We start from the raw sequence: 16,259 nt of genomic DNA, 5'->3' as shown, positions 1-16,259 counted from the left end.
CACCAGGGAGCGGGCTTGCCCCGGACGCCATGACCATGCCTGCGACTCTCCAAGGCCCTGCGCTCCTCAGCCGCTTCCAGGCCCTGGACATTTTTTTGCTGGAGCACCAGGCGCTCTGGCGCCCGCGTCCGTTCAACCATCTGCAACTGCCTTGGGAAACCGCTCATCCCGAACTGGCGCAGTGCCTGCGCCAGCGCTCCCTGGAAGACGCCGAAGCGGCACACAACCATCCGGAACAATTCCAGGCACCCGCACCCTTCGGCGAACTGGCCGCTCAATCCCTGGCCCTGTCTGCCGTGGCTGAATTGCCTGGCCAGGCATTGCCACCCCTGCGCCAGCGCCTCAGCGTCGACGTCCCGGGGCGCAAATGGCAGCAGATCGAAGCCTTCGCCGCCAGCCTGCAATTCAACCAGGCACCCGGGCACTGGCTCGACTGGTGTTCGGGTAAAGGCCACCTGGGACGGCGCCTGCTGCAACCCGGGCAACAGCTGACCTGCCTGGAATACGACCCGGTGCTGGTGGCCAGTGGCGAGCAACTGAGCCTGCACCACTGCCTGCCTGCCCAGCACCTGCAGCAGGATGTACTGGCCGCCGACGCCGCCCGGCAACTCGACGCCCGGCACACCCCGGTGGCCCTGCACGCCTGCGGCGACCTGCATGTGCGGCTGATGCAACTGGCCAGCCTCCAGGGCTGCCGTCAGCTGGCCATCGCCCCGTGCTGCTACAACCGCACGCAAAGCAGCCAGTACTCGGGGTTATCCACAGCAGGACAAACTTCGGCGCTGCGCCTGCACCGGGACGACCTGGGCTTGGCACTGAGCGAAACCGTCACGGCCGGCGCCCGGGTCCGGCGCCAGCGCGATACTTCCATGGCCCGGCGCCTGGCATTCGATCTGCTGCAACGGCAAGTGCGCGGCATCGACGAATACCTGCCGACGCCCTCCCTGCCCAGCCACTGGCTGGACAAACCCTTCGCCGACTACTGCCGCGACCTCGCCGGGCTCAAGGAGTTATCCACAGTCGATTGCCAGGACTGGGCCGCCCTCGAAGCCGCCGGCTGGCAGCGCCTGGCCCAGGTGCGCAACCTGGAACTGCTGCGCGGCCTGTTCCGCCGCCCCCTGGAATTGTGGCTGGTGCTCGACCGCGCGCTGTTCCTGCAAGAGCAGGGCTATGCCGTGCGCCTCGGAACCTTCTGCGAGGCCCCCTTGACCCCACGCAACCTGCTGCTGCTGGCAGAACGCTCGTAACCTGCCGCTGCTCCAGCTCCAGCTCGTTGTGCATACCCACTGTATCCAGTGACCTCACAGACGCACGTCGGACCTCCACGATCTATTGAAAATCGCCTATTGAGCCGGGGGATATTGCGCAACCTCAAGAAAGAAAAAACCAAGCTCATTACAGCTACTAGTCTCTAAGGCGCGCAGGACACTAGAAGCACTCAAGCAACAGGTCTGGCGCAACGAAAGCGGTCATTTTTCGACAGGAAGTCCCCAAGTTCAGCATCACCTACAGGGAGTTAACCATGAACGTCATAGACCATCAGGCACCTACCTACCAAACCCTGCAAAAGGGTTTCAACTTGCGTTGGCCTCCAACTATCGAACAGGGCGCCAACCGGATTTATGTGTGCACAACACCTGATGAAGCTCTGGCGGCAGCCAATGCCGCACTGAGTGATGGCTATCGAATCACAGTGCGCAGTGGCGGCCACTGCTATGAAGGCTTTGTTTCCAACAAGTTAACCGGCGAGACCGAAAGCCTGGCGATTATCGACATCGGTGAAATGAAAGGCCTGAAGTACGATGAAAGCCAATCCATCACTTCCCCCTGGGATAGCCAGAACAAGAAGTATCGATTCATGGCATTAACGGGCAATCAGAACTGGGACGGCTACTTGTCGCTGTATAAGCAGGCCGGGCGCACGATTCCTGGCGGTTCATGTTACTCAGTCGGTGTGGGCGGGCACATCAGCGGTGGCGGTTATGGGTTGTTATCGCGCCTACAGGGATTGACCGTGGACTGGGTCACCGGCGTCGACATTCTTGTACCTGTGAAAAATTCGCGGCAACTGGAATTCCGGCATGTTCGCGCTGACAGTCCATCGAACCACGACAAGGCATTGTTTACCGCCTGTTGCGGGGCCGGCGGTGGCAACTTCGGCCTCATCATCGGCTACTACTTCGACCAACTCCCCCAGGCCCCGCAAAAAGCCTACTGGATTCCCCTGGCCTACCCGTGGAAAGAGCTGATTCCCAACTTCTCGAACTTCCTGCGAGCCTATTGGCAATGGTTCTCGGATAACGACGCCGCCGCAACCAGCCCGGTGGAAGGCATTGGCAATGGTGGATTGTTCACCCTGCTGAAACTGAACCACGTGGATACCTCCGACCATGTGGTGCTGGCGATCCAATACACTGGTCCAAATGGCCTGGTCGGCGGCGCGAACGATATACCGCTCAACGACTTCATCAGCAAGATGAATGCCGCCGCGGGCATAACGCCAACCCTCCATGACGGTTTCATTGCACCTAACATTGCCCCGCTCAGACACCCTCAGGCCGGCAGGAAGTTCAGGGGCGCGGTTGAAGAACATATTGCGATGGATTGGCTATACGTCACTCAAATGATTAACGGCTCGGGCAACAATCAGCGGGGTAAATACAAGTCGGACTATCAGGTCGAACAATTTTCCGAGCAAGCCTGCAACGCTTTGCTGACTCACTTGACCGAAGCTACGCCAGACAAACGCTTCAGCCAGTCGCTGGTACAGATTGACTCCTACGGCGGAGCCATCAATAAAAATGGTATGGGAACAACCGCTGTTCCTCAAAGAAGCTCACTGCTTAAAGCCCAATACCAGACGTACTGGACTAATGCTGCCGATGACGCGGTGCAAATAACCTGGATTCGAAATATCTTCAATGCCGTACATGGCGGCAAGCCGAAAAGACCCGCCTACGACGGCTGCTACATCAACTACCCCGACATCGACATGAAGTACACCGATACGGGTGCTGTAGACCCCGACTGGTTGAACTTGTACTACGGCTGGAATACAGAGCTCATCAACAAACTGTCCAACCTGAAAGCCTCAATTGACCCAAACAACCTATTTCGTAATGAAATGTCCATCCCGGCCACGAAGGCCGAGTAGGTTCTGGCCTGGACACAACACAGTGGCATGACCACAGCGTGCCCGGTTGAGCCTCGCGAACAAAAGGCCCGACCAGGCAAGCCGTTATTGAGGCCTGAGACTGATGCCTTGTCAGCCTCAGGCCTTTTTATGGTTCTTCACGGCTGACCGGGCAATGCGCTCCTGCTCTTCATGGAAGAAAATCGCTCTCCCGGTAGCCGTGCGCCATTCGCTGGATGAGTGTGCTGCGTGCCTCTGCGACAGCCTGTCGCGACCTGTGGATAAGTCTGTTGATGGAATCCTGACAAAGCCCGCGAATGCAAGGTTTTGCGGGCCAATCATAAGCTGGTCATTTTTTGTTCATAAAATAAAATCCCGAAAAAACAGCCAGTTGCATAAAGATGAGAACGGCTCTACAAATCCAACAGTTCCCGGCCCTGGCAACCCATCCATTGTGCATAAGCACCTGAGCGAACAGGCATAACGCCCCTCGCTCAAGTGCATTAGGCCGACCTCAGGCCTGGTGCTGGCGCCTACTCATCGGTCCTTGCCGGAATCCACCACTCTTCCCCCCGCGCCGTGCTGATGTACTCCGGCCAGCGGAAATCGTGGGGTACCTGAAAGTCCACCGGCAGCAGCGGCGCCTGCCAGCGGGTACCACCGATGCCACCGCCGGTGCGCTCGACGAACTCGGCCTTGGCCGCGCCGAGCAGTACCTCGTCAGTCAGCAGGTCCACCAGGGTGGCGGCGATGGTCTTGGCGGCGACCTCGATCATCGGGTCGATGGTCTGGCGAATCCCCCCCAGGGCGTTGGATACCCAGTCCGGATAGACCGTGCCTGGCGGTGCGCTGAGCATCGGCCGGGCCACCAACAGGCGCACGGTGGGGCAGTGCCAGGTGTATTCCGGGTAGTCGTCGGAGGTCAGGTAATTCTGCCAGGCCGGCATTTGCAGGCGCATTTGCCGTTCGCATTCCTGGGGTTCGATCAGGGTTTCAGTGGCCGGCAGGAAAGGCCTGTCCATGGCCTCAAGTCCCAGGTTGCGCTGGATCTCGCGAGCAATTTCCCGGGCCTCTTCATCCCACTGCGGGGCACCTACTGCCGCCAGGTTGTCGTAGGTGGCCTGGGCCATCACGTGGTTCGCCAAGCCGCCCCGGGATTTGCACACCCAGGTCTTTTTCCACTGGCAGCCGGTGGCCATGGCGGCCGCCGCAGCGTTGTTGTCCATCACCTGGGAGATGGTCTCGGCCTGTTCGATGGAGTCGCAACGCAACAGGTACTGGATCTGTGACAAGTGCGGCGGCAGGTTGTCCGCCGTGGCCTGGCCGGCGGTGAGGATCGCCTCGTTGTAGCTCCACAGGCCGGTGAACGGCAGGGTCGAGCGGCGCAGGCTTTCGTTGAGGGTGTAGAAATGCACCAGGGCATCGTTGGCCCCCGGGGCCCGGGCTGCCAAGTGATTCTGCGGAATGGGGCTGTAGCGATCGGCGGCGATCCAGTTCTGCGGATCCTCGCAGGTGAAGCTGTAGATGTAGGCGTAGGCGATGCCGCAGTGGGTATCCCAGGTGGTGGTGTTGTTCAGCGGCAGCATGTAGGTGGGGTGGAAGCTGATGGCCGCGTCCAGGTCGTCGTAGTAGCCCTTGGCCGCGTGCACCGGCTTGGAGGCGCGGAGTTTTTCCGCCGGCTCGCCGAAAAACCTGATGCTGCCCTGAAGGCCGAATTCGACCATGGTCGCCTTCGCCGCCAAGGCGCCGCCCAGGGCACTGATGCCCAGGGCCGAGTGCGGATCGGTGTGCCCCGGAGCGAAGCGCGACAGGCCGTCCCGCGGTTGCTTGCGGGTGGTCGCCGCCTGGCAGTTACCGGGCACCGCGTCGTACTCGCCGTAGGTGGCCAGTACCGGCCCCTGGCCCTGGGTGAAGGTCGCGCAAAAGGCTGTAGGCATGCCACCACTGGCGCGCTCGACGGTGAACCCCTCAGCCTCCAGCAACTGGACATACCAGGCGCAGGACTTGTATTCACGGAACGCCGGTTCAGCGTAATGCCAGATGATCTGGTGCCAGTCCGACAGTTGCTGGCGGTGGCGTTCAACCCAATCGAGAGCGAATTCTTTGTAGCGGGACATCCGCGGCACTCCTGTTTATCCAGGTTCCCGCCGGCCGGCACCAGGACGCCTCAGCGCCAGCTCCGAGCCTGCGGAACCTGTTGTTGTTATGGGAATGGTCCGGTCGGCTGCGGGCCGGATCGAGGCTCAGTATTGGTGAATCGTGGTTTACATCAATCGAATTTTTTCGCCACTAATGTCAAAGAAAATTGACCAGTCTGCCGGCACGGCGGCCCATACTGCGGCGCGGCAGCCGCTGGATCGACGCCCTGCCAGGGCCCGACAACAACGCGCAGCCGGACACACTCGAAAAGCGGTTTCCCCGACCCGGAGGTGCTATGCGTTATCCCTCGATCACCGCCCTGCGTGCCCTCGACGCGGTGGCCCGGCTGGGCAGCGTGACTGCTGCCGCGCAGCAACTGAGCCTGACCCGCAGCGCCATCAGCCACCAGATCATCAGCCTTGAACAGAGCCTCGGCTTCGCCCTCACCGAGCGGGTCGGGCGCGGTATCGGCCTGACCTATCAGGGTGAGTGTTATGCCCGCGAAGTCCGGCGGATCCTGGCGGATATCCAGGACGCCGGGAGGCGCTTCGACGGCCTCGCGGTGTCTGGCAAATTGCGCATCAGTTGCAACCCGGGGTTCGCCAGTTTCTGGCTGTGCAATCACATCAACGGCTTCCTGCGCCAATATCCCCAGGTGCAACTGCAAGTGGTCAGCCCGCGCTCCCAGGACGACACCAGCGACGCCGAAGCCGACCTGTTCATCGCCTACGGCATTGGCGACTGGCCGGGGCTGCTGGTGGAACAGATCGTCACCCTGCGCTTCTCGCCGGTGTGCAGTCCGCGCCTGATCAACGCCATCGGCGGCCTGAAGACCCCGCTAGACCTCAAGGACTTCCCGTTGATCCACATGAGCGACACCAGCGACTGGCGAGTCTGGCTGGCGGCGGCCGGCGCCAGCCAGGTCAATGCCGATGGCGGCATCACCTTCTCCGATGCCCACTGCGCGCAGTCGGCCTGCATCGCCGCCCAGGGCGTGGCCATTGGCGACAATCTGCTCAGCGGCGACGCTCTGGCCAGGGGCCTGCTGGTGCGACCCTTCGACATCGCCATCAGCGCCTTGCGTGGCTACTTCCTGGTAATCGATCCGGCCAAAGCCGAACGGCCGGTAGTCCAGGCCTTCAGCGCCTGGTTGAAAAACCAGCTGCAGGTCAGTGCCCAGGGCATCACTGACAGCCCGTTGATCGATCCCTGAAGAGCTCGCGACTGGGAAATTTCACTCACCAATGAGGCAAAAATTATTCCATTGATGTGGCGTTGCTTTTCACAATAATGAGCCGACCGCCTGCTGTTCCGACAATAAAAATTCCATAGCGCAGGCCGGCTTTGCGGGAGATTTCTGTAGTGTCCAGCAGCCCCTCGACTCAACTCAGTGCCCAAGGAATCAGCCAGTTCTACGGCAACTTCACCGCCCTGGATGGCATTGACCTGGACGTTCGCCAAGGCGAATTCCTCACCCTGCTGGGCCCCTCCGGCTCAGGCAAGACCACCCTGTTGATGATCCTCGCGGGCTTCCTCACCCCCAGCGCCGGCAAACTGCTGGAGCATGGCGTGGACATCAGCCGGCGGCCGGCAGAAAAGCGCAACTACGGCATGGTGTTCCAGGGCTACGCGCTGTTCCCGCACATGAGCGTGGCCGACAACGTTGCCTACCCGCTGCGCATCCGTGGCGTGAAGGCCGAGGAGCGCCAGCGCCGGGTCAAGCACATCCTCGACGTGGTGGGCCTGGGCGCGCACCTGCACAAGAAACCCTCAGAGCTGTCCGGCGGCCAGCAACAACGAGTCGCCATCGCCCGCGCCCTGGTGTTCGAGCCGGACATGCTGCTGCTCGACGAGCCACTGTCGGCCCTGGACAAGAACCTGCGCGAGCAGTTGCAGACCGAGTTGCAGCGCATCCATCGCCAGGTCGGTACCAGCTTCGTCTTCGTCACCCACGACCAGGGTGAAGCCCTGGCCCTGTCGACTCGCATCGCCATCTTCAACCAGGGGCGGCTGGCACAGATCGACACCCCGGAAAACATCTACGACCGGCCAAAAAACCGCTTCGTCGCCGAGTTCCTCGGCAAGATGAACCTGTTCCCGCTGCAGGCCATTTCGCGCCATGGCAGCCAGGCCAGCGGGCGCTTTGGCGACAGCCCGCTGCAGGCCACGACGGCCGGGGAAATCAGCAACCAGCCGCAGTTGCTGGCGGTGCGCCCGGAACACATGACCCTGCACACCGAGCGCCCCCTGGCGGGGGATCACAACGTGCTGCCGGCCTGCCTCGGCGATCGGGTCTACCAGGGTTCCAGCACCCATCTGGCGCTGAACATCAGCCCGGAACTGGCGCCGGTCAACCTTGCGGTGCCTGGCGATCACCCCGGCGCCCGCTTGCCCAGTGGCACCCCGGTGTGGCTGAGCTGGCCGGTGCGCCACAGCTTCCTCCTGGAAGCCTGAGCCGGCCACACCCGCTGTCGAGCGTTTTCGTAGAAAGCCAATAACAATATCGGCCGGCGCCTAGCACGTCGGCCTCGCGAGGACTTGCCCCATGAGCCAGCACCATCAACGCGACTGCATTGAAATCCTCATCGAAAAAGCCCGTGGCGGACAGGTCAGTCGCCGCACCTTCCTCCAGGCCATGGGCCTGCTGGCAGCCGTACCCCTGGCGCTGCGCAGTGGCATCAGCTGGTCGGCGGACAAGCCCCTGGTGGTGGTCAACTGGGGCGGCGACGCGCTCAACGCCTTCCGCAGCGCCTGGACCGACAGCTTCACCAAGAGCACCGGCATCCCGGTGCGCATCGACGGCGCCGGCCCCACCGAAGGGGCAATCCGCTCGCAGTTGGCCAGCGGCCGACCAAGCTGGGACGTGGTGGATGTGGACAGCTACAGCGCCATGACCCTGGGCCGCGACAAGGTCCTGCAGCCGCTGGACTACAACGTGGTGCAACGCGATCTGGTGGCCCCGGAGCTGTCCCATGAACACGGCATCGCCGGTTATCTGTTCAGCTATGTGATCGCCTGGGACAGTCAGAAATTCGGCGACAACGGCCCGAAGAACTGGGCAGATTTCTGGAACGTGGAGAAATTCCCCGGCAAGCGCACCCTGTACAAATGGATGAACGGCATGCTCGAAGCCGCGCTGCTGGCCGACGGCGTGAGCGCCGACCAGCTGTATCCGCTGGACGTGCCCCGGGCCTTGCGCAAGATCGACGAACTCAAGCCCCATGTCCTGTCGTTCTGGGGCTCGGGCGCCGAAAGTCAGCAGCTGATGATCGAAGGCGAAGCCTCCATGGGCGCCATCTGGCACACCCGCGCCACCCTGCTGCACGAGGACAGCGAGGGACGCATCAAATGGGGCTTCGACAATGCCTTCCTCAACGCCAGCAGTTGGGGCGTGCTCAAGGACAACCCGGCGGGCACCGCGCCAGCCATGCAGTTCATCCAGCACGCCTTGCAGCCGGCCGGCCAGTTGACGCTGTTCAAAGCCCTGGGCAACGGCCCCTCCAACACCGCCACTCAACAACTGATGAGCGCCGAACAACGGGAGATCAACTGCGCCTCTGAAGCCAACATGAAAAAGCAGATCTTCCTCAACACCCAGTGGTACGCCGACCACTACTCCAGCACCCTGGAGCAGTACCTGACCCACCTCTCCAAGTGAGCCGTCGACCATGAGTGCAACCCGAACCGCACGCCTGGAACGCAGCCTGCTGCTGTTTCCACTGCCGTTGCTGCTGGTGGTGTTCTACCTGTTGCCGTTCTTCGGCGTGGTGAGCTGGAGTTTCACCCTGCCCGAGCCCGGGATCGAGCAGTACCAGCGCATTGCCACGGACCCGGCAATCCACGACATGCTCCTGCGCACCCTGCGCCTGTGCCTGACCGTAAGCCTGCTGGCCCTGGTGATCGGCTACCTGCTGGCCTACTGCTGGGTGTTCAGCCCGCCGTTCTGGCAGCGCATGGTGGAGATCTGCGTGTTCATCCCGTTCTGGATCTCGGTGCTGGTGCGGGCCTTCGGCTGGCTGATCGCCCTGCGCAGCAATGGCGTGGTCAACGACAGCCTGCTGTCCCTGGGCTGGATCGAGCATCCGTTGCAGCTGACCCGCAACGAGCTGGGGGTGGTGATCGGCATGCTGCACTTCATGATTCCCTATGCCCTGTTCCCGCTGCTGTCGAGCATGCGCCAGCTGGACCAGCGGGTACTGCTGGCCTCCCGCGGCCTGGGCGCCGGCGCCCTGCGGACCTTCTGGCAGGTGCTGCTGCCGCAGACCCTGCCCGGGCTGCTGGGGGCCTTCATCATGGTCTTCGTGTTCTGCCTGGGCTTCTTCATCACCCCGGTGCTGCTGGGTGGCGGGCAGACGGTGATGATTGCCGAGTACGTGTTCCTGCAGATGTTCCAGACCAGCAACTGGGGCTTGGGCGCGGCCCTGAGCCTGGTGCTGCTGACCCTGGTCAGCGCGCTGATCTGGCTGCTGCTGCGCATCACCCGTGTCAATCGACTGGTGGGTTGAGATCACTATGAATACACATCGCACTGCCCTGAGTACCCGGCTGATCGCCGTGCTCGCCATGGTTTTCATGCTGTTCCCGCTGCTGACGGTGATCCCGGTTTCCTTCACCGCCAAACGCTACCTGTCGATGCCCGATGGCAACTGGTCGTTGCGTCACTACGAGGCGCTGCTGAGCAACCCCGACTGGCTGTCGAGCATCGGCCAGAGCCTGGCCATTGCCAGTGCAACCAGCGTTATCGCGACCTTGCTGGCGGTGAGTTTCAGCCTTGGCATCTGGTACCTGCGCTCGCGCCTGGCAACGCTGCTGATTGGCCTGGTGTTGCTGCCCATGGCGATCCCGCCGGTGATCTCGGCGCTGGTGCTGTACTTCATGGAAACCAACCTCGGACGCATCGCCCCGGGCTGGGGCTACGACACCTTGCCCGGGGTGGTGATCGCCCACGTGATAATGGTGGTGCCCTATGGCGTGGTGACCATGCTGGTGGCCCTGAGCCAGGTGGACCGGCGCATCGAACTGGCCTCGCGCAACCTGGGGGCGAGCCTGATGCAGACCACCTTCCTGGTGATGCTGCCGAACCTCAAGCTGGGGATTTTTTCCACCGCGCTGCTGAGCTTTGCTCTGTCCTGGGAGGAAGTGGCGGTGACCCTGTTCATCACCAGCGTCGACGTCAACACCCTGCCCCGACGCATCTGGAGCGGGCTGCGGGACAACGTCGACCCGAGTGTGGCGGCGATTTCCGTGCTGTTGATCGGCCTGACCCTGCTGGTGCTCATGGGCCGCCTGGCCCTGCAATACGCCGCCCAGCGCCGGGCCCGCCCTTGATGCGGCGGTGAGGAAGCTCACTGTCGCCGGGACGCAGCCGCCACCAGGGCTGAGTTCCGGTTCCTGCAAGTGAATCGCGGACTCGGGTTTACGGTCTTGAGCCCCTGAACGCGAGCAAGCGCCGTCGCCATAGCAATCCTCCCCAACTGCCCCTGGCTATTCGCCACTGAGCTGACCGAAGTCATCCCCCGCCCCCCGCGTTTTATCCGATAGTGCGCAGCTCACCCACCCGGTTGCACAGGCTCTTCTAGACTCAATAGGTGGTCGTATTCGGAACTGAACAAGTCGCTTTCGTGCGGATCAATCAGAGGCAGCGTGTCAAGCTGCCCTTTATGCCCTGAACAGGTGCGGCAATGACCGCATCGGGTACGACAAGATGCCCATTCAGGGTGCATGGCCAACGGTCTGAAACGCCGCGCTACCGTGACGTGGCAACCAGTGCCGCAGCCGACACTTTCGGACAACCGACAACCACCAGGTTCGTCCGTGACCGTGAGGAATGCTGTATGCCTGATGAAACATTGCACCTGCCTTTGATCCACACCCTGCTGGAGCGCCACAAGGGCTCCCCGGGTGCGCTGTTGCCGATTCTCCATGAGATCCAGGAAGGGCTGGGCTACATCCCCGACCTGGCCGTCCCCGAAATCGCCCACGCGCTCAATCAGAGCCAGGCGGAAGTGCGCGGGGTCATCAGCTTCTACCACGACTTTCGGACCGCGCCGCCGGCGCGGCACATCCTGCGCCTGTGTCGCGCCGAGTCCTGCCAGAGCCACGGCTCCGAGCAACTGGCGGCGCACTTGCGCGAGCGCCTGCAACTGGACGACCACGGCAGCAGCGCCGACGGCAGCATCAGCCTGCGACCGGTGTATTGCCTGGGCGCTTGTGCCTGCTCGCCGGCCCTGGAACTGGATGGCCAACTGCATGCCCGCGTCAGCGCCGAACGCCTGGATGCGCTGCTCGACACCTGCCGGGAGGACGCATGATGCCCAGCCTCTACCTGCCCTGTGATTCCCTGGCCCGTGCCGTAGGTGCCGACGCAGTGGCCAGCGCCATCGCCGCCCAGGCCGAACAGCGCCAGCTCCCGGTGCAATTGCAACGCACCAGTTCCCGCGGTCTGTACTGGCTGGAACCGTTACTGGAAGTCGACACTCCGGACGGGCGCCTGGGCTTCGGCCCGCTGAGCGCCGCCGACGTACCCGCGCTGCTGGATGCCCTGCAGGCTGATCCCGCCAGCCATCCCCTGGCCCTGGGCCGGGTGGAAGACCTGCCCTATCTGAAAAGCCAGCAACGTCTGCTGTTCGCCCGCGCCGGCATTACCCGGCCGCTGTCCCTGGCGGACTATCGGGCCCACGGCGGCTTCGAGGGCCTGAGCCGCTCCATCGCCCTGGGCGGTGACCAGACCGTGGCCGCAGTACTCGACTCCGGCCTGCGTGGCCGTGGCGGCGCGGCGTTCCCTGCCGGGATCAAATGGCGCACCGTGCGCGACACACCGCAGCAACCGAAATACGTGGTGTGCAACGCCGACGAAGGCGACTCCGGCACCTTCGCCGACCGCATGCTGATGGAAGGCGACCCGTTCCTGCTGATCGAAGGCATGGCCATTGCCGGCATCGCGGTAGGCGCCAGCTACGGCTACATCTACGTGCGCTCGGAATATCCACAGGCGGTGGCGACCCTGCGCGAGGCCCTGGAAATCGCCCGGGATGCCGGCTACCTCGGGGCCAATGCCGGCGGTAGCGGCCAGGCCTTCGACATGGAGGTACGGGTCGGCGCCGGGGCCTATATCTGCGGCGAGGAAACCGCCCTGCTGGACTCCCTGGAAGGCAAGCGCGGCATCGTCCGCGCCAAGCCGCCGATCCCGGCGCTGCAGGGCCTGTTCGGCCAGCCGACCCTGGTGCACAACGTGCTGACCCTGGCCTCGGTGCCGCTGATCCTGGAAAAGGGCGCGCCGTTCTATCGCGACTACGGCATGGGGCGCTCCCTGGGCACCATGCCCTTCCAACTGGCCGGCAACGTGCTTCACGGCGGCCTGGTGGAACGGGCCTTCGGCCTGACCCTGCGCGAGCTGGTGGAAGGTTACGGCGGCGGTACCGCCAGCGGCCGGCCGCTGAAGGCCGCGCAAGTGGGTGGCCCTCTGGGCGCCTGGGTGCCGCCTGCGCAGTTCGATACACCGCTGGATTACGAAGCCTTCGCCGCCATCGGTGCAATGCTTGGCCACGGCGGCGTGGTGGTCGCCGATGACCGCCTGGACATGGCCCACATGGCGCGCTTTGCCCTGCAATTCTGCGCCGAGGAATCCTGCGGCAAATGCACCCCGTGCCGCATCGGCTCGACCCGGGGCGTGGAGGTCATCGACCGCCTGCTGGCCGCCCCGCAATCCGCGGATCGCCAATATCAGGCAATCATCCTCAAGGACCTGTGCGACACCCTGCAATACGGCTCGCTATGCGCCCTGGGCGGGATGACTTCCTACCCGGTGGCCAGCGCCCTGAAGCACTTTCCCGCCGACTTCGGTCTGCAGCCCTCGGAGGCTGACCAATGATCAGTATTTTCGACCCTGCCACAGACATCGACCTTGGCACCCCGGCCCGCGACAGCCAGGTGCAGATCAGCCTGAACATCGACGGCCGCAGCATCAGCGTGCCCCAGGGCACCTCGGTGATGCGCGCCGCCGCACTGATGGGCACCACCATTCCCAAGCTCTGTGCCACCGACAGCCTGGAAGCCTTCGGTTCCTGCCGCATGTGCCTGGTAGAGATCGCCGGCATGCGCGGCTACCCGGCCTCCTGTACCACTCCGGTCAGCGAAGGCATGGTGGTGCACACCCAGACACCAAAGCTGGCGACCCTGCGCCGCAACGTCATGGAGCTGTACATCTCCGACCACCCACTGGACTGCCTGACCTGCTCGGCCAACGGCAACTGCGAGCTGCAGACTGTGGCCGGCCAAGTCGGCTTGCGGGAGGTGCGCTACGGCTACGACGGCGCCAACCACCTGCAGGACCAGAAAGACACCTCCAACCCCTACTTCGACTATGACCCGAGCAAGTGCATCGTCTGCAACCGCTGCGTGCGCGCCTGCGAAGAAGTCCAGGGCACCTTCGCCCTGACCATCAGCGGGCGTGGCTTCGAATCCCGGGTCGCGGCCGCCGGCGGCGATAACTTCCTCGACTCCGAATGCGTGTCCTGCGGCGCCTGCGTGCAAGCCTGCCCCACCGCCACCCTGATGGAAAAAAGCGTGGTCGAACTGGGCCAGCCGGAACGGGCGGTGATCACCACTTGCGCCTACTGCGGCGTCGGCTGTTCGTTCCGCGCCGAGATGAAGGGCGACCAGCTGGTGCGCATGGTCCCGGACAAGAACGGCCAGGCCAACCACGGCCATTCCTGCGTCAAGGGCCGCTTTGCCTGGGGCTACGCCACTCACCCGGACCGCATCACCAAACCGATGATTCGCAAGCACATCAGCGACCCCTGGCAAGAGGTCAGCTGGGACGAAGCGGTGACCTACGCCGCCAGCGAACTGCGGCGGATCCAGTTCAAATACGGCCGCGACTCCATTGGTGGCATCACCTCCAGCCGCTGCACCAATGAAGAAACCTACCTGGTGCAAAAACTGGTGCGGGCGGCCTTCGGCAACAACAACGTCGACACCTGCGCCCGGGTCTGCCACTCGCCCACCGGCTACGGCCTCAAGCAGACCCTGGGGGAATCGGCCGGGACCCAGAGCTTCGACTCGGTGATGCAGGCCGACGTGATCCTGGTGATGGGTGCCAACCCCAGCGATGCGCACCCGGTGTTCGGTTCCCAGCTCAAGCGCCGTCTGCGTGAAGGGGCGCGGCTGATCGTCATCGACCCACGGCGCATCGACCTGGTGGATTCGGTGCACGCCCGCGCCGAGCTGCACCTGGCCCTGCGGCCGGGCACCAACGTGGCCATGCTCAACGCCCTGGCCCATGTGATCGTCACTGAAGGGCTGGTCAATCAGGCGTTCGTCGACGCGCGCTGCGAATCGGAGGCCTTCGCCCAGTGGAGCGCCTTCGTCAGCCGCGCCGACAACTCGCCGGAAGTGCTCGGCGCCATCTGCGGCGTACCCGCCGCCGATATCCGCGCCGCCGCCCGCCTGTACGCCACTGGCGGCAACGCGGCGATCTACTACGGCCTGGGAGTCACCGAACACAGCCAGGGCAGCACCGCGGTGATGGGCATCGCCAACCTGGCCATGGCCACCGGCAACATCGGCCGCGAAGGGGTTGGAGTGAACCCGCTGCGGGGCCAGAACAACGTCCAGGGTTCCTGCGACATGGGTTCCTTTCCCCACGAACTGCCAGGCTACCGGCACATCTCCAACCAGGCCGTGCGCCAGGAGTTCGAGCAGGCCTGGAACGTCACCCTGCAAGCCGATCCCGGGCTGCGCATTCCCAACATGTTCGAAGCGGCCCTGGGCGGCAGCTTCAAGGGCCTGTACTGCCAGGGCGAAGACATCGCCCAGAGCGACCCCAACACCCAGCACGTGACTGCGGCGCTGTCAGCCATGGAATGCGTGGTGGTGCAGGACATCTTCCTCAACGAAACCGCCAAGTTCGCCCACGTGTTCCTGCCGGGCTCCTCGTTCCTGGAGAAGGACGGCACCTTTACCAACGCCGAGCGGCGTATCTCCCGAGTGCGCAAGGTCATGGAGCCCCTGGGCGGCAAGGCCGACTGGGAAGGCACCCTGGCCCTGGCGGCGGCCCTGGGCTATCCGATGCACTACAGCCACCCGGCGGAAATCATGGATGAGATCGCCCGCCTGACCCCGACCTTCACCGGTGTCAGCTACGCCAGCCTGGATCGGCACGGCAGCCTGCAATGGCCGTGCAACGAGGCCGCGCCGGACGGCACGCCGACCATGCACATCGATGAGTTCGTGCGCGGCAAGGGGCGCTTCATGCTCACCGGCTATGTGCCCACCGACGAGAAGGTCAATGGCCGCTACCCGCTGTTGCTGACCACTGGCCGCATCCTCAGCCAGTACAACGTCGGCGCCCAGACCCGCCGCACCGACAACGTCGCCTGGCATGCCGAGGACCGCCTGGAGATCCACCCGACCGATGCCGAGAGCCGGGGCATCAACGAAGGCGACTGGGTGGGCATCGGCAGCCGCGCCGGGCAGACTGTGTTGCGCGCCCGGGTGACCGAGCGAGTGGCGCCGGGGGTGGTCTACACCACCTTCCACTTCCCCGAATCGGGGGCCAACGTGATCACCACCGACAACTCCGACTGGGCCACCAACTGTCCGGAGTACAAGGTCACGGCAGTGGAAGTCAGCCGCGTCTATCACCCTTCCGAATGGCAGAAGCGCTACCAGGAGTTCAGCGACGAACAGCATCGCCTGTTGGATAAACGTGGTCGCTCCCGGGGTGGCAAGGCGGAGGTGCCACGATGAGTACCGCCAACCTGATCAAGATGGCCAACCAGATTGCCTCGTACTTCGCCAATGAGCCGAATCAGGATCAAGCCGTGCTCAGCGTGCGCAACCACATGCAGATGTACTGGACCCCGGGCATGCGCAAGGAGCTACTGGCCTGGCAGACGCAGCAGCAAGGCGCCGAACTGCATCCACTGGTGCAGCAAGCGGTGCGTGACGCGGGCTGGGAGGCCTAAGCCAGCAATCCCCCCGGCCT

At 63.7% G+C, this 16,259-nt stretch carries 12 protein-coding genes; 11 read left to right on the top strand and 1 reads right to left on the bottom strand.

All coding sequences use genetic code 11. The features are described from left to right. Positions 1-35: 35 nt before the first annotated feature. Together GV819_RS05595 and GV819_RS05590 are read left to right on the top strand one after the other, a co-directional pair. Positions 36-1,247 (top strand): methyltransferase, encoded by a 1,212-nt coding sequence (locus tag GV819_RS05595; RefSeq protein ID WP_161754292.1) that lies wholly within the window; start codon positions 36-38, stop codon positions 1,245-1,247. Between the two features lie 275 nt (positions 1,248-1,522). Continuing rightward, positions 1,523-3,154 (top strand): BBE domain-containing protein, encoded by a 1,632-nt coding sequence (locus GV819_RS05590; RefSeq protein ID WP_161754290.1) that lies wholly within the window; start codon positions 1,523-1,525, stop codon positions 3,152-3,154. A 512-nt stretch (positions 3,155-3,666) separates the two neighbouring features. Here the strand turns inward: GV819_RS05590 and GV819_RS05585 are convergent. Then, a complete protein-coding gene (locus GV819_RS05585) occupies positions 3,667-5,250 on the bottom strand; it encodes an amidohydrolase (RefSeq protein WP_161754288.1) in 1,584 nt (527 codons plus the stop codon). 317 nt (positions 5,251-5,567) lie between these two features. Here GV819_RS05585 and GV819_RS05580 point away from each other — a divergent pair, with 317 nt between their 5' ends. The 9 genes from GV819_RS05580 to GV819_RS05540 all read left to right on the top strand — a co-directional run bounded on the left by GV819_RS05580 (position 5,568) and on the right by GV819_RS05540 (position 16,239). Further along, the gene (locus GV819_RS05580; RefSeq protein ID WP_161754286.1) at positions 5,568-6,485 is read left to right on the top strand and encodes a LysR substrate-binding domain-containing protein; all 918 of its coding nucleotides are present in this window, start codon (positions 5,568-5,570) and stop codon (positions 6,483-6,485) included. A 149-nt stretch (positions 6,486-6,634) separates the two neighbouring features. Continuing rightward, entirely contained in the window at positions 6,635-7,726 is a 1,092-nt protein-coding gene (locus tag GV819_RS05575; RefSeq protein ID WP_161754284.1) for an ABC transporter ATP-binding protein, read from the top strand. A 91-nt stretch (positions 7,727-7,817) separates the two neighbouring features. After that, complete coding sequence (locus GV819_RS05570) at positions 7,818-8,930, top strand: ABC transporter substrate-binding protein (protein ID WP_161754282.1); 1,113 nt, start codon at positions 7,818-7,820, stop codon at positions 8,928-8,930. A gap of 10 nt (positions 8,931-8,940) precedes the next feature. Then, positions 8,941-9,777 (top strand): ABC transporter permease, encoded by an 837-nt coding sequence (locus tag GV819_RS05565; protein WP_161754280.1) that lies wholly within the window; start codon positions 8,941-8,943, stop codon positions 9,775-9,777. Between the two features lie 7 nt (positions 9,778-9,784). Further along, the gene (locus tag GV819_RS05560) at positions 9,785-10,600 is read left to right on the top strand and encodes an ABC transporter permease (RefSeq protein WP_161754278.1); all 816 of its coding nucleotides are present in this window, start codon (positions 9,785-9,787) and stop codon (positions 10,598-10,600) included. Between the two features lie 506 nt (positions 10,601-11,106). After that, positions 11,107-11,583, top strand: a complete 477-nt coding sequence (locus tag GV819_RS05555) for a formate dehydrogenase subunit gamma (protein ID WP_161754276.1) — start codon at positions 11,107-11,109, stop codon at positions 11,581-11,583. Further along, complete coding sequence (locus GV819_RS05550; RefSeq protein ID WP_178125943.1) at positions 11,580-13,142, top strand: formate dehydrogenase beta subunit; 1,563 nt, start codon at positions 11,580-11,582, stop codon at positions 13,140-13,142. The genes GV819_RS05555 and GV819_RS05550 overlap by 4 nt, the downstream gene beginning before the upstream one ends. Next, positions 13,139-16,021 carry a formate dehydrogenase subunit alpha gene (gene fdhF, locus GV819_RS05545; protein WP_161754274.1) on the top strand — a complete coding sequence of 961 codons (2,883 nt, stop codon included), beginning with the start codon at positions 13,139-13,141 and terminating at the stop codon, positions 16,019-16,021. The genes GV819_RS05550 and fdhF overlap by 4 nt, the downstream gene beginning before the upstream one ends. Further along, positions 16,018-16,239, top strand: a complete 222-nt coding sequence (locus tag GV819_RS05540) for a formate dehydrogenase subunit delta (RefSeq protein ID WP_161754272.1) — start codon at positions 16,018-16,020, stop codon at positions 16,237-16,239. The genes fdhF and GV819_RS05540 overlap by 4 nt, the downstream gene beginning before the upstream one ends. Positions 16,240-16,259 lie beyond the last annotated feature (20 nt).

It is taken from the genome of Pseudomonas sp. Fl5BN2, from assembly GCF_009908205.1.
GTDB lineage: Bacteria > Pseudomonadota > Gammaproteobacteria > Pseudomonadales > Pseudomonadaceae > Aquipseudomonas.
This window is presented reverse-complemented; position numbering and strand designations above follow the sequence as displayed.

Coding starts and splice junctions, on each gene's coding strand:
- GV819_RS05595 (WP_161754292.1), top strand. CDS start 36: ATGCCTGCGACTCTCCAAGGCCCTGCGCTCCTCAGCCGCTTCCAGGCC.
- GV819_RS05590 (WP_161754290.1), top strand. CDS start 1,523: ATGAACGTCATAGACCATCAGGCACCTACCTACCAAACCCTGCAAAAG.
- GV819_RS05585 (WP_161754288.1), bottom strand. CDS start 5,250: ATGTCCCGCTACAAAGAATTCGCTCTCGATTGGGTTGAACGCCACCGC.
- GV819_RS05580 (WP_161754286.1), top strand. CDS start 5,568: ATGCGTTATCCCTCGATCACCGCCCTGCGTGCCCTCGACGCGGTGGCC.
- GV819_RS05570 (WP_161754282.1), top strand. CDS start 7,818: ATGAGCCAGCACCATCAACGCGACTGCATTGAAATCCTCATCGAAAAA.
- GV819_RS05565 (WP_161754280.1), top strand. CDS start 8,941: ATGAGTGCAACCCGAACCGCACGCCTGGAACGCAGCCTGCTGCTGTTT.
- GV819_RS05560 (WP_161754278.1), top strand. CDS start 9,785: ATGAATACACATCGCACTGCCCTGAGTACCCGGCTGATCGCCGTGCTC.
- GV819_RS05555 (WP_161754276.1), top strand. CDS start 11,107: ATGCCTGATGAAACATTGCACCTGCCTTTGATCCACACCCTGCTGGAG.
- GV819_RS05550 (WP_178125943.1), top strand. CDS start 11,580: ATGATGCCCAGCCTCTACCTGCCCTGTGATTCCCTGGCCCGTGCCGTA.
- fdhF (WP_161754274.1), top strand. CDS start 13,139: ATGATCAGTATTTTCGACCCTGCCACAGACATCGACCTTGGCACCCCG.
- GV819_RS05540 (WP_161754272.1), top strand. CDS start 16,018: ATGAGTACCGCCAACCTGATCAAGATGGCCAACCAGATTGCCTCGTAC.